Raw genomic sequence first — 26,134 nt, 5'->3', positions numbered from 1 at the left:
CTCGGATAGCCAAGATCCGGAGAGGCGTGACCGAAAGTTACGGAGAACTTCCGGACCATGTCGAGGGTGAACGGTGCGCAGGGAGCGGCCTCGCGGAAACGAACTCGCGGGTGGCGGTCGACCGCCACCCGCGAGTGCTGGTGAGGAGGAAACGGCGTGGGTCAGCCCCAGTTCTGCGGAGCCGGCTGCCGGGTGGTGACGTTGATCCGGTTGAAGAAGTTGGTGGTGGCGATCCAGAGCACCAGCGCCGCCAACTCCCGCTCGTCGAAGTGCCGGGCCGCCTCCGCCCAGATCTCGTCCGGTACCGCGTCGGCCCGGTCGGCCAGCCGGGTGGCCGACTCGGCGAGGGCCAGCGCCGCCCGCTCGGCGTCGGTGAAGTACGGCGTCTCCCGCCAGGCCGCCACCGAGAAGAGCCGCTCGTCGGTCTCGCCGTTCTTCCTCGCGGCCCGGGCGCCGCTGTCCACGCACGCCCCGCACCCGTTGATCTGACTGGCCCGCAGGTGTACGAGCTCCAGTGTGGACGCCGGCAGTCCGACCGAGTGGCTCTCCTTGTAGAGCAGGTTGATCGCCGTTACCGCCTCCGGCAGAAGCGCGGCGGGATTGTTGAGCCGTGCCTGCATTACTGACTCCCTTACGACATGGTGGGCCGGTGTCGTTGTCACGCCGGCCCGTTTTCGTCCGTCGCTGTAGTGACGACCCCGACGAGGGCGCTGTGACGAAAGTGGCATAACTCACAAATACGGGCAAAGTAACGGCGAAGTGAAGGGCACAACCGTGAGGGACGAGGACCTGCTGGCGCAGCGGTTCGAGCGGAACCGGCAGCAGTTGCGGGCCGTGGCGTACCGGATGCTCGGATCGTCGGCCGAGGCGGACGACGCGGTCCAGGAGGCGTGGCTGCGGCTGAGCCGGACCGACACCAGCGAAGTCGACAACCTCGGTGCCTGGCTGACCACGGTGGTCGGCCGGATCTGCCTGGACATGCTCCGGTCGCGCGGCTCCCGCCGCGAGGAGCCGCTCGATGCGCGTACCCCCGAACCGGTCGCGGTCGCCGAGCAGGCCGATCCGGAGCGCGAGGTGATGCTGGCCGACTCGGTCGGGCTGGCCCTGCTTGTCGTGCTGGAGACCCTCACCCCGGCCGAGCGGCTGGCCTTCGTCCTGCACGACCTGTTCGCGGTCTCCTACGACGAGATCGCCCCGATCGTCGGGCGCAGCCCTGCCGCGTCCCGGCAGCTCGCCAGCCGGGCCCGCCGCCGGGTCCAGGCGGGCGCCGCCACCCCGGAGGCGGACCTGTCCCGGCAGCGCGAGATCGTCGACGCCTTCCTCACCGCCGCGCGGGGCGGCGAGGTCGGCAGGCTGCTCACCCTGCTCGACCCGGACGTGGTGGTCCGGGCCGACCAGGCCGTCGCCCGGCTCGGCGGACGCACCGAGTTGCGGGGCGCGGAGCAGGTCGCCACCTTCTTCGCCGGCCGGGCCCAGAGCGCGCGGACGGCGGTCGTCGACGGCGCGCCGGGTGCGGTGGTGCTGCTCGACGGGCAGGTTCGGATCGCGATCAGCTTCGTCGTCACCAACGGCCGGATCCGCGCCGTGGACGCCGTCGCCGACCCGGAGCAGTTGTGCGAACTCGACGTCACGGGGGTGGGCGAGTGAGCTGAGCCTCAGCCCTGGAATGAATCTGCCCTGGAATGAACCTGACGCGCATCAGGTTGGGCGAGAAGGAGCAGCAGGGGAGCCTTGATGAGTCAGAGCAGGTCAGAGGCGGAATTGCCGACAGCCGGGTCGGCTGTCCCGTCGACCGCCGAACCGGACGTACCAGGTGACGAGCCCACAGAGCCGGCGCACCTTCCGGCGGTACCGGGTCTGGTGATGCTCACCGGCGATGCGGACGCCCCGGTGTGCTCGGACGGAACCTGCTGGTGAACCGAGGAGAGAATTCAGTGCGACTCGAAGTGTGGTCCGACATCGTCTGCCCGTGGTGCTATCTCGGGAAGCGGCGGCTGGAGAAGGCGCTCGGGGAGTTCGAGCACGCCGACGAGGTCGAGGTCACCTGGCGCAGCTTCCAGCTCGACCCGTCCTACCCCAAGGGCGAGCCCCGACCCGTGCCGGAGGCGCTGCGCGAGAAGCTCGGCGTCTCGCCGGCCCAGGTCGCCGCGATGCAGCGGCAGGTGACCGCGCTCGCCGCCGAGGAGGGACTGGACTACCACCTCGACCGGTCGATCATGGCGAACACCTTCGACGCGCACCGGCTGACCCACCTGGCCCGGGAGTACGGGCTCGGCACCGAGCTGCACGAACGGCTGCTGCGGGCCAACCTGGTCGAGGCGGAGAACGTCGACGACACCGAGACGCTGGTCCGGCTCGGCACCGAGGTCGGGGTACCGGCCGAGGCGGCCCGCCGGGTACTGGCCGGTGACGAGTACGCCACGGAGGTCGAGGCCGACATCGCGCAGGCCAGAGCGTTCGGTGCGAGCGGCGTACCCTTCTTCGTGCTGGATCGCAGGTACGGCATCTCCGGCGCGCAGCCGGTCGAGGCGTTCCTCTCCGCGCTGCGTACCGCCCACCGGGAATTGGGTGCCGGAGCCCGCTGAGGCGTCGGTGCGCCCTGCACGTCGGCGGTCGCCGGAGCCGGGCCGCCGGATCCGATGCTTCGTCGACTAGGGTCAGCCGGCATGGGCGCTATCAAGCCGTTGCATCTGCTGACCCTCGTCTGCTGCCTCGTGTCGCTGGCCGTCGTGGTGGCCGGCGCCGCCTGGTACGCCATGCGGCGTCGCTGACCGCCGCACCTGGACGAGGGGAGCGTGCCGGTGACGGGCTCGGCGACGTATCTGCTGGAGTGCGTGCTCCGGGCCGGGATGCGCGATGTCGTCGCGGTGGAGCCGGCGACGGGTGGGCTCGCGGCGCTCGCCGGAACAGCCACCCGCCGGAACGCACCCCCGGTCTTCGTGAAGGCGTTCGACGAAACGCCTTCCGACAGAGCGCCGTCCGACGCCGTCTTCGGCTCGGCGGGCGAGGGGGCGGCCGACGAGGTCATTGCCACGGAGGCGGAAGAGCCGGCTGACGACGTCTTCGTCACGGAGGCCGAAGGGCTGGCCGCGCTGCGCGACCTCGGCGGCCTGGCGACCCCCGAGGTGATCCTGGCGGACAGGGAACTGCTGGTGCTGTCGCTGTTGCGGCCGAGGCCGCACAGCGAGACCTTCTGGGAGCAGTTCGCCCACGCGCTGGCCGGGCTGCACACCAGCACCACCCATCCGCGCTTCGGATGGCACCGCGACAACTGGCTGGGTCGCCGTCGGCAGATCAACACCTGGGACGACGACGGCTTCGCGTTCTTCGCACAGCACCGGCTGCTCCGGTGGCTCGGGCAGCCCCGGGTCGACGCGGCACTCGACCGCGAGGACCGGGCTGCGCTGGAGCGGCTGTGTCACCGGCTGCCCGACCTGCTGCCGGAGCGGCCGGCCTGCCTGACCCACGGCGACCTGTGGGCGCAGAACGTCATGGCGACCCCGGACGGGGGGCCGGCGGTGATCGACCCGGCGGTTTCCTACATGTGGGCCGAGGTGGACCTCGCGCACCTGTGGACCACCGCGCCTCCGCCCGAGGCGCAGCGCTTCTTCGCGGTCTATCCGGAGCTGACCTCCCTCGACGCTGGCTGGCAGGCACGGATGCCGATCATCCAGCTGCGCCAACACCTCGCCGTACTGGCCCAGTTCGACGACGACTGGGGCACGGCCGACCAGATCCGGGCCACCCTCGCCCCGTTCCGGACCCGAACCACCTGACCGGCCGTCGGTCAGGCGGATGGGAAGTCGAACTCGCCGTCCTTGGCGCCGGCCAGGAAGGCGTCCCACTCCGGTCGGGTGTAGACGATCACCGCCGCGTCCGGTGCCTTGCTGTGCCGTACGGCGACTCGGCCGGAGCCGTCGAGCAGCGGGCCGGCTTCGACACAGCTTCCGCCGTTGCTCGCGCTTTTCGTGCTGATGTGCCAGGCAACCGCCGGCAGGGACTCGCTCATCACAACTCCTCCGCGATCGTCGCGATCAGCCTCGCCGACCCGGTCGGGCCGAGCGCCATCTGCTGCAACTGAGCGTACGCCTCCGCGTACCGTTTGGATTTCGGCGCTTCCATGAAGAGCCGGCCGCCGAGGTGTTCGGCGTAGGCGACCTCGGGGTAGGGCTTCGGCATCTTGAACAGCCAGAACGAGCCGTCGAGGCCGGGGTGCAGGCCGATGCTGGCGGGAAGGACCCGGACCTCCACGTTGGGCCGGCGCAGCACTTCACCGAGATGCTTCAGTTGGCCGCGCATCAGCGCCGGGCAGCCGACCGGACGGCGGAGCACGCTCTCGTCGAGTACCGCCGAAACGGTGACCCCGAAGTCGGGCTCCAGCACCCGCTGCCGGTCCAGCCGCAACTGCATCATTGACGCATCGAGTTGGCGTACGTGCTCGCCCTGTCGATCGGCTTCCTGCCGGAAATCGACGCGGGGCAGGCCACGGTCTGCGCGGAGGACGCGCCGCACGTACACCATCGGGTCTGCTGTGACCAGCCGTTGCCCGGTGGCCGTCGCTGCCCGTCGCGGGCCGACCACGACGGGCCCTGCATCGAGCCGGCGGACTGATGGGGGAACAGCCAGCCCTCTCGGGCGGCCGCGGCGCCGGTCAGTTCGCCGGCAGGGGTGGCAGCGGGCCGACGATCCGTTCGTAGGTCCGGGCCAGGCCGTCGATCAGGGCGTCCAGGCCGAGCGCGAAGGCACCCTCGTCGACGCTGCGCTGGTGCTCGGCGAGCCGGTGCGCCTGACTCAGGTGCGGATAGCGCGCGGCGTAGAGCTGCGGATCCTCGACGAAGCCCCGGGCGAAGGAACCGAGCGCCGAACCGGCGACGAAATAGCGCATCAGCGCGCCGATGTGGGTGGCCCGGGCCGGCGGCCAGCCAGCCCTGACCAGCCCGCCGTAGACGGCGTCCGCCATGGCCAGCGCGGCTGGTCGGCGCCCCGGACCCTGCGCCAGGTACGGCACGATGTTGCTGTGCGCGACCAGCGCCTGCCGGTAGGAGTGCCCCCACAGTCGCAGCGCGTCCCGCCAGTCGTGGGTGGCGAAGTAGGAGACGTCGACCTCTGCCGTGATGGCGTCGGCCACCGCGTCGAGGATCTCGTCCTTGGTGGCGAAGTGGTTGTAGAGCGACGGGCCGCGTACCCCGAGTTCGGTCGCCAGGCGGCGGGTGGAGAGCGCCTCCAGCCCTTCGGCGTCGATGAGCGCGGCGGCGGCCTCGATGATCCGCTGCCGGCTCAACAGGGCCTGACGAGGTCGCGGCATCCTGGGTCGCCCTCCTGCTCGGGATCCTGGACGAGTCCGTGCTCTGGCACGCTGGGGGACTGGCGCGGGAAAACTTCCAGCGCTAGTTTAACGGGCAACGGCCGGGACACCGCCGGCCCGGGTCGACGGCAGGGCGGAGCTTCGCTCGGAGAAACCCTCCCGGTCACCCGAATCCACCAGCGAGGAGTGCAACGTGGGCAGATTCGCCGACCGGGTCGCCGTCGTCACCGGGGCGGCCCAGGGGATCGGTGCGGCCACCGCGCGGCGGCTGGCCGCCGAGGGGGCCACCGTGGCCGTCGTCGACCTGGCCGCCGAGCGGGCGCGGCAGACCGCCGACGAGATCGTCCAGGCCGGCGGAAAAGCCATCGGGTACGGCTGCGACGTCACCGACGGTGCGGCGGTCTCGGCCACCTTCGACGAGGTCGTCGCGGCGCACGGCCGACTCGACGTGCTGGTGAACAACGCCGGGATCACCCGGGACAACCTGCTGTTCAAGATGCCGGCCGACGAGTGGGACGCGGTGATCACCACCAACCTGACCAGCATGTTCCACTGCTGCCAGGCGGCACAGCGGCACATGGTGAAGGCGAAGTACGGCAGGATCGTCAACCTCAGCAGCCGCTCCGCGCTCGGCAACCGGGGCCAGGTCAACTACGCGGCGGCCAAGGCCGGGGTGCAGGGGCTCACCGCCACCCTCGCGATCGAACTCGGCCCCTTCAACATCAACGTCAACGCCGTCGCGCCCGGCTACATCGCCACCGCGATGACCGCGGCCACCGCCGAGCGGGTCGGAGCCACCCCGGAGGAGCACCAGAAGTACGCGGCCGAGCAGACCCCGCTGCGCCGGGTCGGCCAGCCGGAGGAGATCGCCTCGGTGATCGCCTTCCTGGCCAGCGACGACGCCTCCTACGTCAGCGGCCAGACCCTCTACGTCAACGGCGGCGCACGCTAGCGTCGGGGGAGGACGGGACAGCATGGACTTCTCGCTCGGCGAGGAGGAACGGGCGATCCGCGACACCGCCCGCGCCTTCATCCGCAACGAGGTGATGCCGCTGGAGTCGGAGGTGCTGCGCCGGGAACGGGCCCACCAGCCTGGCCTGCGCCACGACGAACTGCGGGAACTCCAGCTCAAGGCGAAGGCGTTCGGCTTCTGGGGGCTGGACACCCCCGAGGAGTACGGCGGGATGGCCCTGCCCGCCGTGACCCAGTCGCTGATCTGGACCGAGATCGGGCGCAGCTTCGTACCGTTCCGGTTCGGCGGCGAGGCGGACAACATCCTCTTCGAGGCCGACGCGGCACAGCGCGAGGAGTTCCTGATTCCCACCATCGAGGGCGATCGGATCTCCTGTTTCGCCATCACCGAACCGGGCGCCGGTTCGGACGTGGCCAACATCCGGCTGCGGGCCAGGCGCGACGGCGACGACTGGGTGCTGCGCGGAGAGAAGACCTTCATCACCAACGGCAACGAGGCGGACTTCGCCATCGTCGTCGCGGTGACCGACCCGGACCGCAAGGTGCACGACGGCGGAGCGACCGCGTTTCTGGTGGACCGGACGATGGGCTGGACCTCCGAACCCATCCAGACGATGGGGGAGGGCGGGCCGGCGTCGCTGGTCTTCGACGACGTACGCGTGCCGCACCGCAACATCCTCGGCGAGCTGGGCCAGGGCTTCACCCTCGGCATGCGCTGGATCGGCAAGGGACGTTACCTGATCCCGTCGCACGCGCTGGGCATCGCCGAACGCGCCCTGGGGATGGCCATCGAGTACGCCAACACCCGGCAGACCTTCGGCAAGCCGATCGGCGCCAACCAGGCGATCCAGTGGATGATCGCGGATTCGGAGACCGAGCTGGAGGCGGCCCGCTGGCTGGTGCTCCGGGCCGCCTGGACGGTCGACACCGGCCACGACGCCCGACACGCCACCTCGATGGCGAAGCTCTACGGCGCCGGCATGGTCAACCGGGTGGTCGACCGGGTGATGCAGATCCACGGCGGCATGGGCTACACCCGGGAGCTGCCGATCGAGCGCTGGTACCGGCAGGTCCGGCTGCTGCGCATCTTCGAGGGCACGGACGAGATGCAACGACTGATCATCTCGCGGGATCTGCTCCGCGGTTACACCAAGCTCGGAGGGCACCTGGAATGAGGACGTTCGCCTCGCTGCACGAACTCGCCGGTGCGGTCGGCGAGCAGCTCGGCCCCGGCCCGTGGCACCGGATCGAGCAGGACCGGGTGAACGCCTTTGCCGACGCCACCGGCGACCACCAGTGGATACACGTCGACCCGGAGCGGGCGGCCGCCGGCCCGTACGGGACGACGGTGGCGCACGGGTTCCTCACCCTCTCCCTGCTGCCGGTGCTGGTCCGTGACCTCTACCGGGTCGAGGGGATCCGGCTGGCGATCAACTACGGGCTGAACCGGGTGCGTTTCCCCGCCCCGCTGCTGACCGGTGACGCGGTCCGGGTCAGTGCCGAACTGCTCCAGGTCGACCCGGTCTCCGGCGGTGGGGTGCAGGTGCTCACCCGGGTCACCGTCGAGCCGGAACGGGGCGGCAAGCCGTGTTGCGTCGCCGAAACCGTCACCCGGCTCTACGCTGCCGAGGAGGAACCGGTCCAAACCGTGTGACGTGTCGTGGCGTGGCGCGGCGGCGTCCGCTGGGGGACGGCCGGCAGCCTACGTGAGCGACCATCCCCACCCCGCACCCGACCCGACCCGAGATCGCCGGCTCGAAGACACCCGGAAGCACCGGCAAGAATGCTGGCGGAGGATGCCGTGGCGTACCTGTTCCTCTTCGTGGCGATCGGTGCCGAGGTCTTCGCCACCAGTACCCTCAAGGCGACCCACGGGTTCACCCGGCTCTGGCCGACGGTGGCCTGCCTCGCCGGTTACCTGGTCTCCTTCGTGGCGCTCTCCCAGGCGGTCCGGCAGGTGCCGGTCGGTGTCGCCTACGCGATCTGGTCCGGCCTGGGTACGGCGGCGATCGTCGCGATCGGCGCCACCTTCCTCGGCGAGCCGATCACCCTCACCAAGGTTGTCGGAATCGGCCTCATCGTCGCCGGGGTCGTGGTGCTCAACGTCGGCGGGGGAATGGCACACTGACCGGCCGTCGCCCGCCCGCCTCGCGTCGCTGCGGTCAGGTGGGCGGGCGGTCGCGTTTCGGCAGCTTGGCCACGACCGCAGAGTAGGAACCGTCCACCGCCTCCCGCAGCTCGTCGTCGGGAATCCCCGCGCCGAGCCGCAGCGTGTTCCAGCCGGAGCGCCCGATGTAGGCCATCACCGAGGCGTCGTCCGGAAACCGGTGCAGCCACTCGTCGGCCACCTCCCGGCTCGGGCCGCACTTGACCCCGACACTGGAGCGCGACTCCTGGCCGAGGAAGGCGAAGACCTTCGGCCCGACCTTGACCACCACGTCGCCCTCCCACGGCTCGTCCTGCCACGCGCCCGGCTTCGCCAGGCAGTAGGCGAGCATCTCCGCCCAGGTCACCGGTATTCTCCCCGCAGATGGATCGGGCATGATCCCGCCCATCCTGACAGAGGACCCGGCCCCGGCCAAGCCGTCCTCAGGCGAGCAGCTTGTCCAGGCTGATCGGCAGCTCCCGGATCCGCCGCCCGGTGGCGTTGTAGACCGCGTTGCCGATCGCCGCGGCGACCCCGACCGTGCCGATCTCGCCGATCCCCCGGGCACCGAGCGGGTTGAACAGCAGGTCCGGGTGGTCGAGGAAGTGCACGTCGATCGGGGGCACGTCGGCGTTGACCGGCAGCAGGTAGTCGGCGAAGTTGGCATTCGCGATCCGGCCGGTCTCCGGCTCGACGACGGCACCCTCCAGCAGCGCCTGGCCGATGCCGAAGATGACCCCGCCGATGATCTGGCTGCGGGCGGTCTTGGCGTTGATGATCGCGCCGCCGTCGATCACCGTGGTCATCCGGCTCAGCCGGGGTTCACCGGTCCACCGGTTGACCCGTACCTCGCAGAAGTGCGCGCCGAACGAGGTGAAGGCGTGCTGCCCGTGCTCCGGGCCGGGTCCCGCGTTGCCGGTCGCCTCGACGCCCTCCGACCCGACCGCGCGGAGCAGCTCCGCAAAGCCGATCCGCCGGTCGGGGGCGACGAGTTCACCCCGGTCGTACCGGACGTCGGCGGCGGGCACCCCGTGAAGTGGTGACCGATCGTCGGTCACGGCGAGGGTGATTAGCGCCGTCTTGGCCGCCTCGGCGGCGGTGGCCACCGCCGGGCCGGTACTCGCGGTGGAGGCCGAGCCGAACGAGCCGATGTTGGCGGCCAGCGTCGAGTCGCCGAGGTCGCTGCGGATCCGGGAGACCGGCAGGCCGAGCGCCTCCGCGCCGAGCACCGCCAGCACCGTCCACATGCCGGTGCCGAGGTCGGCGGTGGCGCTGGCGACCGAGACGTCTCCGTCGGGCCGGAAGCGTACCTGCACCGAGGCCGGGAACCGCTCGCCGGGATAGTTGGCGGTGGCCATGCCCATCCCGACAAGCCACTCGCCGCGTACGACGGCACCGGGCGTGGGGTTGCGTCGGGTCCAGCCGAAGCGTTTCGCGCCGACCCGGTAGCACTCGGCCAGGTGCTTGCTCGACCATGGCACGTTCCGGCCCGGAAAGACGGTGGCGTCGTTGCGCAGCCGCAGCTCCACCGGATCCAGTCGCAGCTTGGCGGCGAGTTCGTCCAGCGCGGTCTCCAGCCCGAAGGAGCCGGACTCCTGGCCGGGCGCCCGCATCCAGGTCGGCGGCGGCCCGTCCAGCGTCACGATCTTCTGGTCGAGGTGCAGGTTCTCGGTGCGGTAGAGATAGCGCGAGGTGGCGTGCGCGGACGTCTCGTAGATGCCGCCCGAGGCGGACTGGCTCGACCAGACCTGGTGTTTGATCGCGACCAGGGTGCCGTCCCGGCGGGCGCCCAGGCTCACCGTCTGGCGTACGGCGGAGCGGTTTCCGCTGACCGTGAAGGTCTGCTCCCGGGTCAGCACCACCTTCACCGGCCGGCCCAGGGTACGCGCGGCAGCCGCGGCGAGCAGCGGATGTGCCCAGGTGGCGATCTTGTTGCCGAAGCCGCCCCCGACGTGCGGGCTGACCACCCGGACCTTGGCCGCCTCGACGCCGAGTGCCGCCGCCATCGCGCCGACGGTGAGCGACGCGCTCTGGGTGCCGGTGTAGAGGGTGAGTGCGCCGTCCTGCCAGGCGGCGACGCAGGCGTGCGGCTCCATCGCGCTGTGGTGCTTGCCCGGCTGCTGGTAGGTGCCGGAGACGGTCACCTCGCTGGCGGCCAGCGCCTCGTCGATCGAACCGACCCCGTCGGCCAGGAACTCCAGCCGGGCCGGGTCGCCGCCGATCGGGCCGGGGTCGGTGGCCCCCGGGACGCCGGCGGCGAAGGAGACCCTCGCGGGTCGTACGTCGTAGTCGACCCTGATCAGTGCCGCCGCGTCCCGGGCCTGCTCGAACGTCTCCGCCACCACCAGCCCGACCGCCTGGCCGTGATGGTGCACCTCGGCGTCCTGCAACGGCAGCCAACTGTGCCCGACACTGAACGGGGTGCCGCTGCCGAGCAGTGCCAGCGAGCGGAACGGGGTGTAGACGGCGAGCACCCCGGGGGCGGCCTCGGCGGCGGTCACGTCCATCGCCCGGATCGTGCCCCGGGCCACCGTACTGACCAGCAGGTAGCCGTGCGCGAGCCGCTCGACCGGCTGGTCGGCGGCGTACCGGGCCGTGCCGGTGACCTTGAGTCGGCCGTCGACCCGGTTGACCGAGACCGTCCGTGCAGCGCCGCTCATCTCGACTCCACCAGGTTCGTCAGGGCGCGCACGATGGTGCGCCGCAGCAGCGTCGTCTTGAATCCGTTGTGCGCCAAGGGCCGGGCCGCGTCGACGGCCAGCTCGGCGACCGCCTCGAACACCTCCGGCCGGGCGGGCCTGCCGCGTAGCGCGTCCTCCACCGCAGGCAGCCGCCAGGGCCGGGTGCCGACCCCACCGACCGCCACCCGTACGTCCCGGACCACGCCACGGTGCAGGTCCAGCGCCACCGCCGCCGAGGCGAGGGCGAACTCGTACGACTGGCGGTCGCGGATCTTCAGGTACGCCGATCGGGTGGCCCAGGGCAGCGGCGGCACGGTGACCCGGGTGACCAGCTCACCCGGGCGCAGGTCGTGCTCCCGCTGCGGGGTGTCGCCGGGCAGCAGGTAGAAGTCGGCGAGCCGGACGTCCCGGGTACCGCCCCGACCGACCAGCCGGACGCGGGCGTCCAGCGCGACCAGGGCCACCGCCAGGTCGCTGGGGTGGGTGGCGACGCAGGAGTCGCTGGTGCCGAGGATGGCGTGGCCGCGGTTCTCGCCTTCGACGGCCGGGCAGCCGGAGCCGGGCTGGCGCTTGTTGCAGCCGGTGCTGGTGTCCCGGAAATAGCCGCAGCGGACCCGTTGCAGCAGGTTGCCGCCGATGCTCGCCATGTTGCGCAGCTGCGGTGAGGCGCTGCGCAGCAGGGCCTGAGCGAGCACCGGGTATCCGCCGGTCACCAGCCGGTGCCCGGCCACGTCGCTCATCCGTTCCAGCGCACCGATGTGCAGCCCGTCCCGGTCGGCCGAGACGCCGCGCAGCGGCAGCCGGTTGATGTCCACCACCTGCCGTGGGGTCATCACCTCGAGCTTCATCAGGTCCACGAGTGTGGTCCCGCCGGCCAGGTACGCCGTGCCGGCGCCACCGCCGGCCAGCGCCTGCGACACGTCCTGCGCGGTCGTGTAGTCGAAGGGCCTCATCGGTCCGCCCCGCTGCGCCGGGCCGTCCGGACGGCGGCCACGATGTTCTCGTACGCCCCGCAGCGGCAGATGTTGCCTGACATGTGTTCGCGGATCTCGTCGTCGGAGCCGGTGTGCCCCTCGTCGAGCAGGGCGACCGCCGACATGATCTGCCCGGAGGTGCAGAACCCGCACTGGAAGGCGTCGCAGTCGATGAACGCCTGCTGCACCGGGTGCAGCCGGTCGCCGTCGGCCAGCCCCTCGACGGTGGTGACCCGACGGCCGGCGGTTGCCGCTGCCAGGGTCAGGCAGGCGAGCACCCGGCGACCGTCGACGTGCACCGTGCAGGCGCCGCACTGGCCCCGGTCGCAGCCCTTCTTCGAGCCGGTCAGCCCGAGCCGTTCGCGCAGCGCGTCGAGCAGGGTCACCCGGGAGTCGATCCGCAGCCGCTCGGTACGGCCGTTGACCAGGAGCGTGATCTCGACAGTCGAGGCGCGGGCCGGTTCCGGTGCCGGCGCCGCCGCGGCGCGTTCGGCCAGTCCGGTGCCGATCGCCGGCCCGGTGGTCGCGCCGACGGCCAGCCCGGCGGACGCGACCGCCGTCCGGTGCAGCACTCCGCGCCGGGACACCCCGGGGGTCGGGACGTCGACCGGGGGCGAGTCCGATCTGGACTCACTGCTCATCACACACACCTCCGCCACGTGCCGCCGGCCGGTGCGGGCGCGTACGGTTACGCGCGGTGCGGTGGGGCACCGGATCGCGGCCGGGGCCTCCCAGTGAATCAAAGAACATGGTCGATGTCGATGCGTTCGGTGCGGAATCGGTCGCACCGGGTGGCGTACTCCATCGATATCTGTCATGCTCTTGCGCCATGGTCCGGCTGACGAAACGGTTCCCCCTCATCCTCCTCACCGCCGCTGCGGTGCTGGCCAGCGGCGGCGCCGCGCAGGCCACCGGCGGCCCGGCCGGGCACGGCGGCGGCCATGGCGGAGGGCACGGCGGCTGCGGTCCGCGTACGCTGCTGTTCTGCGAGGACTTCGAACGGCTGCCCACCGGTGGCGCCGCCTCGCTGGCCTGGGGCATCGACACCAAGGACGGCACCCTGACCGTCGAGCGGCAGCGGCAGGACAAGGTGCTGCGGGTGCACACCGAGGGCAACGGCCGGGCCTTCCTCAAGGTGGACGACTTCGCCGCACCCGGCAACAGCTTCTACGGCCGGATCCGGTTGAAGGTGGACGCCTTCCCGACCGCCCCCGACTGGGCACACTTCACCCTGGTCGAGGCGACCGGGTCGGGCAGCGCCGAGGTGGTCCGGCCGATCGGCGGCCAGTGGGCGCCACCGCTCGGCGGCTCGTACTGGGGCGTGGGTGCCGACGGCGGCCCGACCGGCGACTGGACCAACTGGCGGGAATCCGCGCCCACCGTGGAGGACCGGTGGCAGTGCTTCGAGTGGCAGTGGGACGCCACCGACAACCGGGTCGCGGTCTGGATCGACGGCGTCGCCCAGCCGGAGATGACCGTCACCACCACCGAGCACGGCGGCAACCCGGTCGACTTCGTCCTACCCCGGGCCGACACGGTCAAGATCGGCTGGCAGCTCTATCAGGGCGGTCCCACCCCGGACCACTTCGACCTCTGGCTCGACGACATCGCGCTCGCGTCACACCGGGTGGGCTGCGGTCGCTGAACGGAGGACCCCGCTCGGGCGACACTCGCAAGGGGAGGTTCGGCGGAACCGCTAACCTGGGGTTCCGTCCCCCTCGATCCCGTACGGAGCTGATCTCGTGACCGCGCCAAACGACGGAGGCTACCCCGCCTTCCCGATCGACGTCCCGACCTCGGCCCGGATGTACGACTACTCGCTCGGCGGCAAGGACAACTTCCCGGCGGACCGGGCGGCGGTGCAGTTCGTCAACTCGCAGTACCCGGCCAGTCTGGACGTGACCCGGGAGAACCGGCTCTTCCTCTACCGGGCCGTCCGGTTCCTCGCCCGCGACCTCGGCATCAGGCAGTTCCTCGACCTCGGCAGCGGGTTGCCGACCCAGGCGAACGTGCACCAGGTGGCGCAGCAGTTCCAGCCCGACGCCCGGGTGGTCTACGTCGACGTCGACCCGATCGTGCTGGCGCACGGCCGAGCCCTGCTGGCCGACGACGAGACGACCCGGGTGATCGCCGCCGACGTCACCGAGCCGGAGAAGATCCTCGCCGACGAGGACGTCCGCCAGATGATCGACTTCTCGCAGCCGGTCGCGGTGCTGCTTCTCTCGGTGACCCACTCCATCGTCGACGACGACAAGATCCGCCACCTGTTCGCGGTGCTGCGCGAGGCGATGGCCCCGGGCAGCTACCTCGGCTACTCGCAGCTCGCCGGCACCGACCGGGCCGGGGTGGACGCCGGCAACGCGATGGTGGAGAAGATGGGTATCACCTGGAAGAACCGCATGGTCGACGAGGTGGCCGAGTTCGTCCGCGACTTCGAACCGGTCGACCCGGGGCTGGTCAACGTCAGGACCTGGCGCCCGGACCCGACCCAACCGCCGCTGGCGCCGGTCGACGAGGCGCTCCGGCCCTACCTGGGCAAGGGCGCCGAGGAGACCCGGTTCTACGAGTACGGCGGCGTGCTGCGCCGACCCTGACGAAGCGGCTCGCGCGGAATGACGCCGACTGCCGCAAGTCTTCACCGCCGCACCGGCACCCCGGTTGACCTCGGCGGAAGCCTCCGGAGCGCCGCCGACTAACATCGACCGGTCGCAGCCGAGCGGCCCCGGAAGGACAGATGAGCCAGTACGCGTTGTTGATCTCCCCGTCGTCGAACCGTGTCTACGCGGACGCGTCGGTGGCGCTCACCCGGGCCGAGTTGGCCGTCTTCGACCGGGCGGTGCTCGGCAACCGGCTCGGCGAGATCACCGAGACCGTGCTCGGGGGTGCCCGCTACGTCACCTTCACCGCCGACCGGCTCGACGAGCGCGACGTCGCCCACCTGGCCAACCTGTCGTCGATCTACGTGTTGTTCGAGGCCACCGACGGGCTGCTCCGGCCGGTCGAGCTGTGCCCGCTGGACCGGTACGACGACGACCTGCTGACGATCCCGAAATATCCCGGCAAGACCAACGAGCAGTTCACCAAGTTGCTGCTCAACGTGACGGTGCTCTCCTCGGCCTTCGCACCGGAGATGCTGGACCGGACTCTCCGGGTGCTCGATCCGCTCTGCGGCCGGGGCACCACGCTGAACCAGGCGCTGATGTACGGGTACGACGCCGCCGGGGTGGACCACGACCGGGCGGACTTCGACGCGTACGCGACGTACATCCAGACGTGGCTGAAACGCAAGCGGCTGAAGCACCGGGCTGAGTCGGGGCCGGTACGCCGCAACCGGCAGGTGGTGGCCCGGCGGTTGCAGGTCGAGCTCGCCGCCGACAAGGAGTCCTACCGGGCGGGCCGGACCCAGCGGCTGGACGTGGTGCAGGTGGACACGCTGCGCAGTGCCGAGTTCTTCCGCCCCGGCACCCAGGACGTGCTGGTCGCCGACGCCCCGTACGGGGTACAGCACGGCAGCCGCAGCACCGGGCAGCGGCTGGCCCGCAGCCCGCTGGCCCTGCTCGCCGAGGCGGCACCGGTCTGGGCCGGTCTGCTCCGGCCCGGCGGGGCGCTCGGCGTCGCCTGGAACACGAACGTCGCCCGTCGGGACGAGGCGGCCGGAGTGCTCGCCGACGCCGGACTGGAGGTGCTGGCCGACGGCCCGTACCTGGAGTTCGCCCACCGGGTCGACCAGGCGATCGTCCGCGACATCCTGATCGCCCGTAAACCCTGACGAACGGGTGTAAGGAAGGGCCCCCTCTACAACAAAAAACGATAAGAGGGGGCCCTTCCTTACAGCTCAGTAGCTGCAGCCGCTGGTGGGCAGGCTGGTGGCGGCGGGCGGGGTGACGCCGTCGTAGAGGGCGAGCAGGAAGTTCTGCGGGCACCGGCGGGTGCTGCCGGTGCGGATGCCGAAGTGCAGGTGCGGGCCGGTCGAGTTGCCGGTGTTGCCGGTCGAGCCGATCCGCTGTCCGGCCGTGACGGTGGCACCGGAGGCAACCGACCAGGCGGAGAAGTGGCAGTACGTGTAGATCGCCCCGTCGGTGCCGGTCAGGTTGATGCCCTGGCCGCAACTGCTGTCGTTGATCCGGACCACGGTGCCGGCCCGTACGGCGTACGCGGCCGTGCCGGTCCCCACCGGCAGGTCGATCGCGGGGTAGTCGTGGTGCGGGTCGTCGTACTCGCTGCGCGGCAGTGCGGTGCGGGGCAGCGGCAGGGAGAAGCTCGTGCCGCCGCTGGTGGCGGTGGTGATCCGCACGGCGTCGGCGACGACGTAACCGGTGCCGCTGGTCCACCGGCTGACCCCGACCGCGTTGTAGTCGCCGGCCGCGAGCGGGAAGGTGCCGAGGCTGACCCACCGGCCCCCGTTGGATCGCTGGTCGACCCGGATGTGCTGATCTCCGCTGGTGGCGGCGACGATGAACGGGGTGGAGTTGTTGTAGCCGGAGTCGGACGGGTAGAAGACCTCCACGACGTAGTTGTCGGCGGCGGGGACGTTGACCTTGAACCAGGCGACGTCGCTGGCGGTGGTTTCCGGGGTGGCGAACCGGTAGTCGGGTCCCTGCCGGTCGGCTGACCAGGTGGACGTACCCCAGTTGGCGCTGGCGGTGAAACGGCCGGCGTCGGCGTTGTCCACGGCGACAGTCGCGGCGCTTGCCGGGGTGGCCGTGAGCAGGATCGGGGCGGCGATGGCGGCCGCGGCGAGTATGGCCAGGCTACGTACGTATCCGGTCTTCATCCAAGGGCCCTTCGGCGCAGGCGGGGCGAAAAGTTGAAGGTATTTAACCAATCGATGGCGCTCTTGGAAAGACTTCTACATCGATGTTCGGCTGTGTCTTTCGGGCGCTGGACGGCACGATGACGGGATATCGGAGTAAATCCGGCTATTGAGGTATTGGGCGGTGTTCTGCGGCTTACAGTGGCGTGGTGGTCGAGCCGGTCACCGACTCGGCCGTTCGGTGTGCGGGCAGGTCACGGGGGGCCGGATGAGCGACGAACTGACCAGCGACGAGCCGTTCGGCCGGCTGGAGACCGTGCACACCTTCTCCGGCGCCATGCCGACCGGGGTGACCGTCTCCCGGCAGGGCCGGATCTTCGTCAACTTCCCGCGCTGGGGAGACCAGGTCGACGCCACCGTCGCCGAGCTGCGCGACGGCGCCCTCGTGCCCTTCCCCGACCAGGACTGGAACCAGCCCGCAGGCGACGACGACGCCGGTGCCTTCGTCTCGGTGCAGAGCGTCGTCGTCGACCCCACCGACCGGCTCTGGGTGCTCGACACCGGCAGCCCGAAGTTTCAGCCGACCCGCCCCGGCGGCCCGAAGCTGGTCTGCGTCGACCTCGACACCAACCTGGTCACCCAGACCATCCTCTTTCCCGCCGACGTCGCGCTGCCCACCTCCTACCTCAACGACGTCCGGTTCGACCTGCGCCGCCGCTCGGCCGGGGTCGCGTTCATCACCGACTCGTCCAACTCCGGACCGAACGGCATCGTCGTGGTCGACCTGGCCAGCGGGGCGGCCTGGCGACGGCTGCACGACCATCCGTCCAGCAAGGCCGAACCGTTGGCCACGTTCCGGCCGCTGGTCGAGGGACGTCCCTTCCTGATGTGCCCGCCCGACGGGCCGCCGAGCCCGGTCTCCATGGGCGCCGACGGGATCGCCATCTCGGCCGACGGCGGCCGGCTTTATTACTGCCCGCTCGCCTCCCGCCGGCTCTACAGCGTCTCGACCGACGCGCTCGTCGACAGGTCACTGGACGAGGCGGAGGTGGCGGCGACGGTCCGTGACGAGGGCGACAAGGGCTCGGGCTCCGACGGACTGGAGAGCGACGACGCCGGCCGGATCTACCTCACCGCGTACGAGCAGAACGCCATCCTGCGCCGCCACCCCGACGGCCGGTACGAGACCCTGGTACGCGACCCGCGCCTGCTCTGGCCGGACACCATGTCCGTCGCCGCCGACGGGTACCTCTACGTCACCGCCAACCAACTCCACCGGCAGCCCGACTACACCGGCGGAGTGGACCGGCGACGCCGCCCGTACGTCCTGTTCCGGATCGGTGTCGACGCCGGTCCGGTGGCACTGCTGCCGATGCCCACCTGAGATCCGATCATCTGCCAGTGATCACCGACAATGTCCACAGCGGAACCGGTAATCATCCGACGCCGAAAGATCGTCCGGTGCCGGTACGCGGATTTCCGTTCCGAACCGAGCTGATCGGGTTGCGGTAACGACCTGTTCGGTCGGCGCGAACAAGCTCTTTGGTCGCATCTCCAGTGATTCCCGCGTCGTTTCCTTCCTGGAAAACTTCACTGTGAGCCCACCCGCAAGTTCCACGAAACGTGGCGAGCGGTGATCGGGAAGGGAGCCGGACTTGGCAGAGCGAGACAGGGTGTCGGCAGCGGTCCTGCGGGACCTGGCGGCGGAGATCTTCGAGGTCAACCCGGACGAGGTCACCGAGGGGGCGGCCTTCTACGAGGACCTCGGGATCGACTCGGTGCAGAAGGTCGAATTCGTCGTCCGGATCGAACGGCAGCTCGGGGTACGGCTGACCGACGAGGAAGCGGCCGGACTCCAGGACTTCGGCGACACTCTCGCCGTACTCCGGGATCGGGGCATCTCCGTTGGACCGTGACCGGACCGGCCGCCCCGCCGTGGTGATCTCCGGCGTCGGTGCGGTCTCCGCCGCCGGCCTCGGCGCGGACGCGCTCTGGACGGCGGTCACCGCGGGCCGGGTGCTGACCGGCCCGGTGACCAGGTTCGACATGTCCCGTTATCCGGCCCGGTGCGGTGCCGAGGTGCCGGCCGGCGCGGTCGCCGACCTCGACGCGATGGTGCCCGGCCACGAGTCCCTGGCCGCCCGCTTCCTCGCGGTGGCCGCGCTGGAGGCGCTCCGGCACGCCGGAGTTCCGGAACGGGACCGGACACACCGGCTCGGCGTCTTCGCCGGCACCGTGATGGCCACCCGACCCATCCTGGACCGGGGGATCGGCACCGGCCGGCTCGACGTGCCCGGCCGGACCTGGGCCCAGCCGGACACCCTGCTGGACACCCTCCGCGAGACGGTCGCGGTCACCGGGCCGACCGTGTTGTTCGCGCCCGGTTGCGCGGCCGGGAACAGCGCCGTCGCGGCCGGCGCCCGGGCGGTCGCGGCCGGCGAGGTCGACGTCGCCGTCTGCGGCGGCGTCTCCGAACTCTCCCTGGAGATCCTCGCCATGTTCACCTCGCTGCGCGCCCTCGCGGTCGACACCGTGCGGCCGTTCGACGTCAACCGGCGTGGCACCATCCCGGGCGAGGGCGCCGGAGTGCTGGTCCTGGAACGGGCCGACCGGGTCGCAGCCCGGGGCGGGCGCCCGCTGGCCCGGTTGCTCGCCAGTGCCGCCGCCGCCGACGCGCACAACCCCACCCAGCCACATCCGGACGGCAACGGTCTGGTCTCGACCATCCACAGCTGCCTCGACCGGGCCCGGCTGACCAGCGACGACATCGGCTGGGTCTGCGCGCACGGCACCGGTACCCAGGCCAGCGACGGCATCGAGGCCCGGGCGGTGGCCAAGGCGCTCGCCGGCCGGCGCCGCCCGGTGGTCTCCTCCATCAAGGGACAGTTCGGGCACGCCGAGGGGGCCGCCGCCGCGCTGGAGGCGATCGTCGCGGTGCAGGCGCTCGCCGCCGACCTGGTGCCGGGAAACGTCACGCTCATCGAAGCCGACCCGGCCTGCGGCGGCATCGACCTGGTCGAGCCGGCCGGCCGGCGAGCCCCGGTCGGGGTCGTGCTCAGCCAGGCGTTCGGCTTCGGTGGCGGCGTCTCGACGGTACTGCTCGGAAGGGACGAACGTGCCGCCGGTTGACGACTGTCTGGCCGTACGCGGCCTCGGGCTGCGGCTGCCCGGCGTGGCCGACGCGGCGGAGCTGGCCCGACTGGTCGACGGGGCACTCCTACCGCCGGCACCGGTGCGCCGCTTCACCGCCCCGGAGGCCGGCCTCGCCCCGCTCGAATGGCGCACACACGCTCCGGTCGCGCCCCGGCTCCCGGCCACCGTCACCGGGCGGGGACTGCGGGCCGTCCCGCCCGAGTCGCTGCTCGCGCTCGCCGTGGCCGCCGAGGCCGGTACCGCCCCGCCGGACGCTCCACCCGACCCGTGGCAGGTGACCTCGCTCGTCGACCCCGTCGAGGCCGGTCGGGCCGCCGTACTCTGGGCCAGCTCGACCGCCGGGCTGGCCGAGTACGCCCGGATCTGCGTCGAGGCCGCCACCCTGGACCCCGGGCTGAGCAGCCCGATCATCGGTCCCGCCTCGGCGTTCAACGGGCCGGCCGCGACCGTCTCCATCCGGCTCGGCCTCGACGGCCCGAACGAGACGACGACCGGCGGCACCACGGCCGGGCTCACCGCACTCGTCGAGGCGGCCCGGCTGCTCGCCGACGGAGCGGCGACCCGGGCGCTGGTCGGCGGCTCGGCGACGGTGAGCCGGTGGAGCCTGGCCGGCCTCGCCGACGGGTTCGCCGCGGGCGAGGGCGCCGCCTGCCTGGCGGTGTCGCCGTGCCTCGCCGACGAGCCGGGCATCCGGCTGGGACGGTTCCGCCGGACCAGCCTCGACCGGTCCGACCTGGCGGCACACTGCCGCGCCCTGGTCCGCGCCGCCCGCCCCGCGGGATCGGGCTGGGCGGCCGGACCACCCGCCGGTGCACCGCCCGCCCGCCACGCGCCCGACCACGGCGCGCCGGGCGGCGGTGTACCGGTCGAGCCGGGTGGCGGTGCAGCGGTCGAGCCGGGCGGCGGTGCACCGGTCGAGCCGAATGGCGGTGCACCCATCGGGCCGGTCGGCGGTGCAGCGGTCGGGCCGGTCGGCACGATGGTCTCCACAGTCGACAGTGAGCTGGTCGAGGCACTCGCGGGGGAGGCGCACCGCCCGGTCTGGCACCTGGAACGGGCACTCGGCGACTTCGGGGCGGCCGGTGGCCTCATGGCGGCGGCCTGCGCCGTCGCGTACTGCGCCAGCGCACCCGCACCGACGAGCCTGCTCGCGGTGGCGATCGAACCGTCCGGCAACGCAGCCATCCTGGAGGTCTCATCATGGCCAGCGCCAACCTCGTCGAGCGGCTGGTGGGGCGAGCACTCGCGTCCGGTCGGGGCGAGCGGCCCGCGTACCTGACCGGTGCCGGTGAGCGGCTCGGCTACGCGGAGCTGTACCGCGCGGTGCGGGGCTACGCGGCCCGGCTGGCCGAGGCCGGCATCGGCCCCGGCACCCGGGGACTGGTGGTCGCCGACGACGACCTGCCGACCGCGGTGGCGATCCTGGCACTCTGGTGGCGGGGCGCCGTGGCGGTACCGGTGAGCCCGATGCTGACCGGGGCGGAACTCGAGTTCATCGCCGGAGACTGCCGGGCCGGCTTCCTGCACGCCGACGAGGCGGGCGCGGCACGGGCGGACCAGGCCGGCCTGACCGGACTGCCCCGGGGAGGTGCGCACTGGCTGGAGCCGGGCGGGCCACCCTCACCGCCGCCGGTCACCCAGCCGCCGTCCGAGGTGCTGCTGATCCAGTACACCTCGGGCAGCACCGGCAAGCCGAAGGGGGTACTGCACACCGCAGCCGGCGTGACCGGAGTGCTTGACGGTTTCGGTAGGATCCTCGACCTGCACCCCGACGACCTGGTGCTCTCCACCGCCAAGCTCTCCTTCGGGTACGGCTTCGGCAACTCGCTGCTCTTCCCGCTCGCCGCCGGTGCCGGGGTACTGCTCAACCAGGGCCCGCCCGACGTCTACCGGCTGGCCGCGACGATCGCCCGGTACCGCCCGACAGTGCTCTGCGCGGTACCCCGGATCTATGCCGCGCTGCTGGACCGGGCCGGCCAGGGCGACCCGACGGACCCGGGCGGCATCCCCGACCTCGGTTCGCTGCGGCTGGCCGTCTCGGCCGGTGAGCACCTGCCGGCGTCGCTCTGCGCTGACTTCACCGGCACCTTCGGCGTGCCGCTTGTCAACGGGCTGGGCGCGACCGAGGTGCTGCACATCGTGCTGGCGACCCGGGGCAGCCAGCCCGGTTCGACCGGCCGGCCGGTGCCGGGTACGACCGTGACCGTCCGGGACGAGACCGGCCGGATCGTGCCGGAGGGTACGGAGGGGCGGCTGCACGTGGCCGGCCCCTCGGTGGCCGCCGGCTACCTGGACCGCCCCTCCTCGGCGGCGCGGACCTTCGCCGACGGTGGTGCCTACACCGGCGACATCGTCCGGCGGGACCCGGACGGGGAGCTACGGTATCTGTGCCGGCACGACGACCTGATCAACATCGGCGGTTACAAGGTCTCGCCGCTCGACGTCGAGGCGGCGGTCCGGGACCTCGACGGGCTGGCCCAGTGTGCGGTGGTCGGCGCCCGGGACCAGGCCGGGCTGGAGCAGGCGATCGCCTATCTGGTGCCGGCTCCCGGTGTCGACCCGGGCGCGCTGCGCCGGGCGGCCCGGGCCGCGTTCCGGGCCGGGCTGCCGGCACACAAGCGGCCGGCCGTCGTCGAGGTGGTCGAGGCGCTGCCGACCACCTCGACCGGCAAACTCGCCCGGTTCCAGTTGCGCGGCCGGGCCGGCGAGCCGGTGACGGTCCGGATGCGGGTACTCCGCGACGGCCCCGGCCGTACCCTCGTCTGCATCCCGTACGCGGGCGGTTCCTCCGGGGCGTTCACCCGGCTGGCCCGGCACCTGCCCGGATCCTGGCGGGTGGTGGCCGGCGAGGCGACCTACCGCAAGGGCGCGACCATCGCCGACGCCGCCCGTGCCTGGTGGCGGGCGAGCACGCCGTACCTGTCGGACCAGGCGGTGCTGTTCGGGCACAGCCTCGGCGCGGTACTGGCCGCCGCGGTGGCCGACGCGGCGGGGGAGGGGCTGGGCGAAACTCCGGTGGTCCTCTCCGCCCCGCCGGTGCTGCCCGGCACGCAGCGGCCAGCGCTGGTCTCCGACGACGACGAGACCCTGCTGGCCGGGCTGCGCAGCACCGGTCTGCTGCCGACCAGCGGACTCACCGCCGAGGAGGTGACCCGACTGCTGCTGCCCCGGTTCCGCCGGGACATCGCGCTGGCCCCCGAGGGCTTCCAGGGGGTGGCGTCCCGGGCCGTGCACGTGCTGCTCGGCACCGACGACGGGCTCTGCACCCGGGACGCGGTCACCGCCCGGATTCCGGTCGACCGGATCGCCAGCCTGCACATGGTCCCCGGCGACCACTACTTCGTCGCCACCAACCCGGCCCGGACCGCCGAGGTGCTGGCCGGGATGTTCCGGGACTGACGGCGCGCCGCCACCGGCAGCGCCTCCCGGGCGTCTCCCGGGCGGTGGCTCCCGGCACTCGGGGCGGTCGGCCGGGATGTCCGCACGGCGCGCTGTCGAGCCGGGTGCACGGCGCCCGGGCTGTCGCTCGCTGCCGCGTGCGGGCGTCACGCTGCGCCGGCTCAGCTCCAGTCCGTCTGGTAACCCTCAGGGCGCAGCAGCGCGAGCAGCTCGGCGTCGGTGGGTCGATGGGTACGGGTCAGCATCGGCCGTAGGGCATCGGCCGCCACATATTCCGGTACCTGAACGACGACGCTGAGCAGACGGTCGCCGTCGACGCGGAGCAGCGCCGTGGACGGGATGCTGTTCGGCGCCTGTTTGGAGACGACGAAGGTCACTCCGTCACCGAGGTCCGTACAGGTCACGACGGCCACTGCCCCGCAGTCGACGCTGTCTGCCGGCGTTCCGTCCGATCCTGGGTGCAACTGCCACTTCACCGGCACCTTCCGCCCGTCGGAGACGGCGAGGTCGAAGACCAGATCGAGGCCGGTGCCGTCCAGCCAGCCATGCGTCCCGTCGGGTGGGAGGTCGTCGGGTACGAGCAGCTCCTCGCGCGGCCACGGTGACATCCGGGTGAGGTCGTGCAGGTCGCGGCGGTCCTTCGCGGCGCGATACTCGACGCGCAGGCCGATCCAGGCGCCGGCACAGAGCACGGCGACGACCAGGACGGCAACGAGGCGGCGGTACACGTCATGATCTTTTCACGGCGGCATCGCGGGCCGTCACGACCACGCGATGCCGCCTGGTCAGAGGGCGCTAGCCGAAGGTGTACGGCGTCAGATACCGCGGCAGCAGGATGTGGGTGCGCGGCGCTACCCTGCGCACGGCTGCGACGAACCTGTCCAGCCGAGCCTGGTCGTTCGTGCTGACCGGAGGCGGGTTCGTCAGGGCCGTCTCGAAGTTGTCCCAGTGCACCGGTACCACAGTGCTGGGCCGGTCGAGGGCCTCCAGCAGGCGCGGGACGTATTCGTGGGTGGAGTCGGTGCTCGGTATCGCGATCATCGCGACGTCGGGGGCCAGACCTGCGAAATTGCGTTCGACGAAGTCGCTGGCACCCATGAAGAGCACCGACGGCCCGCCGCGTGGGGTCACCTGGAAGGCGAGCGTGTCTCCTTCCGGCAGGTCCGCGATCGTTTCCGGCCTGACCGGCGTCACGACGCGGACGCCGGGGAAGACCATCGAGTACGAACCGTTGCGGCTGTGCAGCGACGACACCACCTCGACGGTGTAGTCGCCGAAATCGAGCACCTCGCCGCCCTTGACCATGCTGAGTTGGGAGGTGGGCAGGCCGTAGGCCACCCCGAGGTGGTACGCGGTGAGTGTGCCGAACACCCGGGCGCCGGACTGCTTGGCGATCTGTGGGACGTCGTTGTAATGGTCCCAGTGGGTGTGCGTCACGAGAATCGTCTGAGGTGTCCCGGGGTGGTCCCCGATACGCTCGCTGTCGACGGTCAGCGGAGTGGCCGGGTCGAACGCGCCGGCGAACAGCCCGGTGCTGAAGCGGCTCAGGTACGGGTCGACCAGGACAGTCCTCGCGCCGATGTCGATGCGCCAACCGGAGGTGCCCAGCCAGCGGAACGTGGCGCCGGGGCCGCTCGCCCGAGGGCGGCGGGGTACGGCCGGTGCGGCGGACGCGCTGGACGGGATCGAGGCGGCGGTGGCCGCCGCCAGGCCGGCGGCGGTACCGAGGAACCGGCGGCGGCCGAGTCGTGATTCGGTCATGGCGGGAGAGCGTGGCACCGCCCGGCGTGGCGAGTCCAAGACCATCCGCTCGTACCGTGCATACCCGGTTACGTATCGGTCCTGGCCAGCCGGCCGATGCGACCCGACGGCTGAGGCGTTGTTCACATCCCGCGCAGCGCCTCGACCGCAGCGTGGGCCACCTCGCCCATCGCCAGGTCGACGTCGATCCGTCGGGTGCTCAGCCGCTGGGTCTGCGCGAAGACCGCGATCGCGTACCGGCCGCCGTCGGGGTACTCCGCGACTCCTGCCTCGATGTGCAGCCCCGGCAGGGTGCCGGTCTTGGCGGCCACCCGCACCTCGGGCGGGAAGCCGGACGGCAACCGGGTCCAGAACATCTGCCGGGACATCAGGTCCCGCACCATCCCGCACGCCGCAGGCGGTCCGGCCTCGTCCCGCCAGATCAGGGTCAGCAGCCTGGTGATCTCCCGCGCGGTACTGGAGGTGGTGTGTGCGGGGTCGAAGACCCGCAAGGCTCGTATCCGCTCCTCCGACATGGCGGGGAAGACCCGAGCGAACTCGACGGCGTCACTCGCGCCGACGTCGGCGAACATCGACTCCAGCACCTGCCGCGGCCCGCCGATCACCCGGGTACGGGCGAGCCCCAACTCCGCGGCGAGCAGCGGTACCACGTCCCGACCCACCCGCCGCAGCAGCAGGTCGGCGGCCGTGTTGTCGCTGACCGACATGGTGAAGTACGCCAGGTCGCGTAGCGACAGCTCCACGTCGTCGGCGCACCCTGCCGTACCCCAACCCCCCAGCCGATCCCCGGCGCCCACCAGCACCCGCTCGGTGGGGTCGACCTGCCCGGCCACGACCTGTCGCGCGAACTCCAGCACCAGCAGGATCTTGAACACGGACGCGAGCACCACCTGCTCGTCGGCGCGCGTTCCGACCTCCCGGCCGTTGTCGACGTCGACAACGTGGACGCACGCGTTGACCCCCACCCTGTCGAAGATCTCCCACACGCCG

General features: G+C 71.8%; 28 protein-coding genes. 16 read left to right on the top strand and 12 right to left on the bottom strand.

The annotated features are described in order from the left end of the window. Positions 1 to 161: 161 nt before the first annotated feature. The gene (locus tag CLT71_RS06580) at positions 162 to 620 is read right to left on the bottom strand and encodes a carboxymuconolactone decarboxylase family protein (RefSeq protein WP_101366321.1); all 459 of its coding nucleotides are present in this window, start codon (positions 618 to 620) and stop codon (positions 162 to 164) included. A gap of 154 nt (positions 621 to 774) precedes the next feature. On the opposite strand from CLT71_RS06580, the gene CLT71_RS06575 reads away from it, so the two are divergent. The 3 genes from CLT71_RS06575 to CLT71_RS06565 all read left to right on the top strand — a co-directional run bounded on the left by CLT71_RS06575 (position 775) and on the right by CLT71_RS06565 (position 3,776). Next, positions 775 to 1,647: a sigma-70 family RNA polymerase sigma factor gene (locus CLT71_RS06575; RefSeq protein ID WP_101366320.1), complete on the top strand. Its 873-nt coding sequence runs from the start codon at positions 775 to 777 to the stop codon at positions 1,645 to 1,647. A gap of 287 nt (positions 1,648 to 1,934) precedes the next feature. Beyond that, positions 1,935 to 2,585: a DsbA family oxidoreductase gene (locus CLT71_RS06570; RefSeq protein ID WP_101366319.1), complete on the top strand. Its 651-nt coding sequence runs from the start codon at positions 1,935 to 1,937 to the stop codon at positions 2,583 to 2,585. Positions 2,586 to 2,801: 216 nt separating this feature from the next. Then, the gene (locus tag CLT71_RS06565) at positions 2,802 to 3,776 is read left to right on the top strand and encodes a fructosamine kinase family protein (protein ID WP_486483094.1); all 975 of its coding nucleotides are present in this window, start codon (positions 2,802 to 2,804) and stop codon (positions 3,774 to 3,776) included. Between the two features lie 11 nt (positions 3,777 to 3,787). Here CLT71_RS06565 and CLT71_RS06560 read toward each other — a convergent pair whose 3' ends face one another. Both CLT71_RS06560 and CLT71_RS06555 read right to left on the bottom strand, forming a co-directional pair. After that, positions 3,788 to 4,009: a DUF397 domain-containing protein gene (locus CLT71_RS06560; protein WP_101366318.1), complete on the bottom strand. Its 222-nt coding sequence runs from the start codon at positions 4,007 to 4,009 to the stop codon at positions 3,788 to 3,790. Beyond that, positions 4,009 to 4,413, bottom strand: coding sequence for a DUF5753 domain-containing protein (locus CLT71_RS06555; protein ID WP_486483093.1), 405 nt, complete (start codon positions 4,411 to 4,413; stop codon positions 4,009 to 4,011). Before CLT71_RS06555 ends, CLT71_RS06560 begins: the two co-directional genes overlap by 1 nt. Positions 4,414 to 4,425: 12 nt before the next feature. Here CLT71_RS06555 and CLT71_RS06550 point away from each other — a divergent pair, with 12 nt between their 5' ends. Beyond that, positions 4,426 to 4,611, top strand: coding sequence for a hypothetical protein (locus CLT71_RS06550; RefSeq protein WP_101366317.1), 186 nt, complete (start codon positions 4,426 to 4,428; stop codon positions 4,609 to 4,611). A 40-nt stretch (positions 4,612 to 4,651) separates the two neighbouring features. Here CLT71_RS06550 and CLT71_RS06545 read toward each other — a convergent pair whose 3' ends face one another. Continuing rightward, complete coding sequence (locus CLT71_RS06545) at positions 4,652 to 5,305, bottom strand: TetR/AcrR family transcriptional regulator C-terminal domain-containing protein (protein ID WP_101366316.1); 654 nt, start codon at positions 5,303 to 5,305, stop codon at positions 4,652 to 4,654. Between the two features lie 193 nt (positions 5,306 to 5,498). On the opposite strand from CLT71_RS06545, the gene fabG reads away from it, so the two are divergent. The 4 genes from fabG (at position 5,499) to CLT71_RS06525 (ending at position 8,405) form a co-directional block, all read left to right on the top strand. Further along, positions 5,499 to 6,257, top strand: coding sequence for a 3-oxoacyl-ACP reductase FabG (gene fabG, locus CLT71_RS06540; protein ID WP_101366315.1), 759 nt, complete (start codon positions 5,499 to 5,501; stop codon positions 6,255 to 6,257). A 22-nt stretch (positions 6,258 to 6,279) separates the two neighbouring features. Then, positions 6,280 to 7,452 (top strand): acyl-CoA dehydrogenase family protein, encoded by a 1,173-nt coding sequence (locus tag CLT71_RS06535; protein ID WP_101366314.1) that lies wholly within the window; start codon positions 6,280 to 6,282, stop codon positions 7,450 to 7,452. Further along, a complete protein-coding gene (locus CLT71_RS06530) occupies positions 7,449 to 7,931 on the top strand; it encodes a MaoC family dehydratase (protein ID WP_101366313.1) in 483 nt (160 codons plus the stop codon). Before CLT71_RS06535 ends, CLT71_RS06530 begins: the two co-directional genes overlap by 4 nt. A 129-nt stretch (positions 7,932 to 8,060) precedes the next feature. Beyond that, a complete protein-coding gene (locus CLT71_RS06525; RefSeq protein ID WP_486483092.1) occupies positions 8,061 to 8,405 on the top strand; it encodes a DMT family transporter in 345 nt (114 codons plus the stop codon). 34 nt (positions 8,406 to 8,439) lie between these two features. Here the strand turns inward: CLT71_RS06525 and CLT71_RS06520 are convergent, their stop codons facing one another. The 4 genes from CLT71_RS06520 to CLT71_RS06505 form a co-directional block, all read right to left on the bottom strand. Continuing rightward, complete coding sequence (locus CLT71_RS06520; protein WP_101366312.1) at positions 8,440 to 8,790, bottom strand: MmcQ/YjbR family DNA-binding protein; 351 nt, start codon at positions 8,788 to 8,790, stop codon at positions 8,440 to 8,442. 76 nt (positions 8,791 to 8,866) lie between these two features. Further along, complete coding sequence (locus CLT71_RS06515; RefSeq protein WP_101366311.1) at positions 8,867 to 11,083, bottom strand: xanthine dehydrogenase family protein molybdopterin-binding subunit; 2,217 nt, start codon at positions 11,081 to 11,083, stop codon at positions 8,867 to 8,869. Further along, positions 11,080 to 12,057: an FAD binding domain-containing protein gene (locus tag CLT71_RS06510; RefSeq protein ID WP_101366310.1), complete on the bottom strand. Its 978-nt coding sequence runs from the start codon at positions 12,055 to 12,057 to the stop codon at positions 11,080 to 11,082. The genes CLT71_RS06515 and CLT71_RS06510 overlap by 4 nt, the downstream gene beginning before the upstream one ends. Continuing rightward, the gene (locus CLT71_RS06505; protein ID WP_486483655.1) at positions 12,054 to 12,515 is read right to left on the bottom strand and encodes a (2Fe-2S)-binding protein; all 462 of its coding nucleotides are present in this window, start codon (positions 12,513 to 12,515) and stop codon (positions 12,054 to 12,056) included. The genes CLT71_RS06510 and CLT71_RS06505 overlap by 4 nt, the downstream gene beginning before the upstream one ends. A gap of 392 nt (positions 12,516 to 12,907) precedes the next feature. On the opposite strand from CLT71_RS06505, the gene CLT71_RS06500 reads away from it, so the two are divergent. The 3 genes from CLT71_RS06500 (at position 12,908) to CLT71_RS06490 (ending at position 15,847) form a co-directional block, all read left to right on the top strand. Next, the gene (locus tag CLT71_RS06500; protein WP_486483091.1) at positions 12,908 to 13,723 is read left to right on the top strand and encodes a hypothetical protein; all 816 of its coding nucleotides are present in this window, start codon (positions 12,908 to 12,910) and stop codon (positions 13,721 to 13,723) included. A 97-nt stretch (positions 13,724 to 13,820) separates the two neighbouring features. Further along, a complete protein-coding gene (locus CLT71_RS06495) occupies positions 13,821 to 14,672 on the top strand; it encodes an SAM-dependent methyltransferase (RefSeq protein ID WP_199187533.1) in 852 nt (283 codons plus the stop codon). A gap of 140 nt (positions 14,673 to 14,812) precedes the next feature. Continuing rightward, positions 14,813 to 15,847 carry an SAM-dependent methyltransferase gene (locus CLT71_RS06490; protein ID WP_101366309.1) on the top strand — a complete coding sequence of 345 codons (1,035 nt, stop codon included), beginning with the start codon at positions 14,813 to 14,815 and terminating at the stop codon, positions 15,845 to 15,847. A 66-nt stretch (positions 15,848 to 15,913) separates the two neighbouring features. Here the strand turns inward: CLT71_RS06490 and CLT71_RS06485 are convergent, their stop codons facing one another. Next, complete coding sequence (locus CLT71_RS06485; RefSeq protein WP_101366308.1) at positions 15,914 to 16,852, bottom strand: golvesin C-terminal-like domain-containing protein; 939 nt, start codon at positions 16,850 to 16,852, stop codon at positions 15,914 to 15,916. Positions 16,853 to 17,099: 247 nt separating this feature from the next. Between CLT71_RS06485 and CLT71_RS06480 the strand changes: the two genes are divergently transcribed. The 5 genes from CLT71_RS06480 to CLT71_RS06460 all read left to right on the top strand — a co-directional run bounded on the left by CLT71_RS06480 (position 17,100) and on the right by CLT71_RS06460 (position 23,383). After that, complete coding sequence (locus CLT71_RS06480) at positions 17,100 to 18,215, top strand: L-dopachrome tautomerase-related protein (protein WP_101366307.1); 1,116 nt, start codon at positions 17,100 to 17,102, stop codon at positions 18,213 to 18,215. A gap of 271 nt (positions 18,216 to 18,486) precedes the next feature. Beyond that, positions 18,487 to 18,747, top strand: a complete 261-nt coding sequence (locus CLT71_RS06475) for a phosphopantetheine-binding protein (protein WP_101366306.1) — start codon at positions 18,487 to 18,489, stop codon at positions 18,745 to 18,747. Beyond that, positions 18,737 to 19,960 (top strand): beta-ketoacyl synthase N-terminal-like domain-containing protein, encoded by a 1,224-nt coding sequence (locus tag CLT71_RS06470; protein ID WP_101366305.1) that lies wholly within the window; start codon positions 18,737 to 18,739, stop codon positions 19,958 to 19,960. Before CLT71_RS06475 ends, CLT71_RS06470 begins: the two co-directional genes overlap by 11 nt. Next, positions 19,947 to 21,263 carry a beta-ketoacyl synthase N-terminal-like domain-containing protein gene (locus CLT71_RS06465; protein WP_101366304.1) on the top strand — a complete coding sequence of 439 codons (1,317 nt, stop codon included), beginning with the start codon at positions 19,947 to 19,949 and terminating at the stop codon, positions 21,261 to 21,263. The genes CLT71_RS06470 and CLT71_RS06465 overlap by 14 nt, the downstream gene beginning before the upstream one ends. Next, on the top strand, positions 21,185 to 23,383 hold the full coding sequence (locus CLT71_RS06460) for an AMP-binding protein (protein ID WP_101366303.1): 2,199 nt from the start codon (positions 21,185 to 21,187) through the stop codon (positions 23,381 to 23,383). The genes CLT71_RS06465 and CLT71_RS06460 overlap by 79 nt, the downstream gene beginning before the upstream one ends. A 161-nt stretch (positions 23,384 to 23,544) precedes the next feature. Here the strand turns inward: CLT71_RS06460 and CLT71_RS06455 are convergent, their stop codons facing one another. The 3 genes from CLT71_RS06455 to CLT71_RS06445 all read right to left on the bottom strand — a co-directional run bounded on the left by CLT71_RS06455 (position 23,545) and on the right by CLT71_RS06445 (position 26,130). Continuing rightward, the gene (locus tag CLT71_RS06455; protein ID WP_101366302.1) at positions 23,545 to 24,111 is read right to left on the bottom strand and encodes a hypothetical protein; all 567 of its coding nucleotides are present in this window, start codon (positions 24,109 to 24,111) and stop codon (positions 23,545 to 23,547) included. Positions 24,112 to 24,178: 67 nt separating this feature from the next. Then, a complete protein-coding gene (locus CLT71_RS06450) occupies positions 24,179 to 25,144 on the bottom strand; it encodes an MBL fold metallo-hydrolase (protein WP_101366301.1) in 966 nt (321 codons plus the stop codon). Between the two features lie 122 nt (positions 25,145 to 25,266). Then, positions 25,267 to 26,130 (bottom strand): serine hydrolase, encoded by an 864-nt coding sequence (locus CLT71_RS06445; protein ID WP_486483090.1) that lies wholly within the window; start codon positions 26,128 to 26,130, stop codon positions 25,267 to 25,269. Positions 26,131 to 26,134 lie beyond the last annotated feature (4 nt).

Source organism: Plantactinospora sp. CNZ320 (genome assembly GCF_002846275.1).
Note: the sequence above shows the minus strand (reverse complement) of the source record. Positions and strands in the feature narration are given on the sequence as shown.

Bases quoted from the DNA above. Each gene is read 5' to 3' on its own strand.
- CLT71_RS06485 (WP_101366308.1), bottom strand. From the start codon at position 16,852: ATGAAGACCGGATACGTACGTAGCCTGGCCATACTCGCCGCGGCCGCC.
- CLT71_RS06450 (WP_101366301.1), bottom strand. From the start codon at position 25,144: ATGACCGAATCACGACTCGGCCGCCGCCGGTTCCTCGGTACCGCCGCC.
- CLT71_RS06530 (WP_101366313.1), top strand. From the start codon at position 7,449: ATGAGGACGTTCGCCTCGCTGCACGAACTCGCCGGTGCGGTCGGCGAG.
- CLT71_RS06535 (WP_101366314.1), top strand. From the start codon at position 6,280: ATGGACTTCTCGCTCGGCGAGGAGGAACGGGCGATCCGCGACACCGCC.
- CLT71_RS06555 (WP_486483093.1), bottom strand. From the start codon at position 4,413: ATGATGCAGTTGCGGCTGGACCGGCAGCGGGTGCTGGAGCCCGACTTC.
- CLT71_RS06500 (WP_486483091.1), top strand. From the start codon at position 12,908: ATGGTCCGGCTGACGAAACGGTTCCCCCTCATCCTCCTCACCGCCGCT.
- CLT71_RS06545 (WP_101366316.1), bottom strand. From the start codon at position 5,305: ATGCCGCGACCTCGTCAGGCCCTGTTGAGCCGGCAGCGGATCATCGAG.
- CLT71_RS06515 (WP_101366311.1), bottom strand. From the start codon at position 11,083: ATGAGCGGCGCTGCACGGACGGTCTCGGTCAACCGGGTCGACGGCCGA.
- CLT71_RS06480 (WP_101366307.1), top strand. From the start codon at position 17,100: ATGAGCGACGAACTGACCAGCGACGAGCCGTTCGGCCGGCTGGAGACC.
- CLT71_RS06510 (WP_101366310.1), bottom strand. From the start codon at position 12,057: ATGAGGCCCTTCGACTACACGACCGCGCAGGACGTGTCGCAGGCGCTG.
- CLT71_RS06525 (WP_486483092.1), top strand. From the start codon at position 8,061: ATGCTGGCGGAGGATGCCGTGGCGTACCTGTTCCTCTTCGTGGCGATC.
- CLT71_RS06580 (WP_101366321.1), bottom strand. From the start codon at position 620: ATGCAGGCACGGCTCAACAATCCCGCCGCGCTTCTGCCGGAGGCGGTA.
- CLT71_RS06560 (WP_101366318.1), bottom strand. From the start codon at position 4,009: ATGAGCGAGTCCCTGCCGGCGGTTGCCTGGCACATCAGCACGAAAAGC.
- CLT71_RS06460 (WP_101366303.1), top strand. From the start codon at position 21,185: ATGGCCAGCGCCAACCTCGTCGAGCGGCTGGTGGGGCGAGCACTCGCG.
- CLT71_RS06490 (WP_101366309.1), top strand. From the start codon at position 14,813: ATGAGCCAGTACGCGTTGTTGATCTCCCCGTCGTCGAACCGTGTCTAC.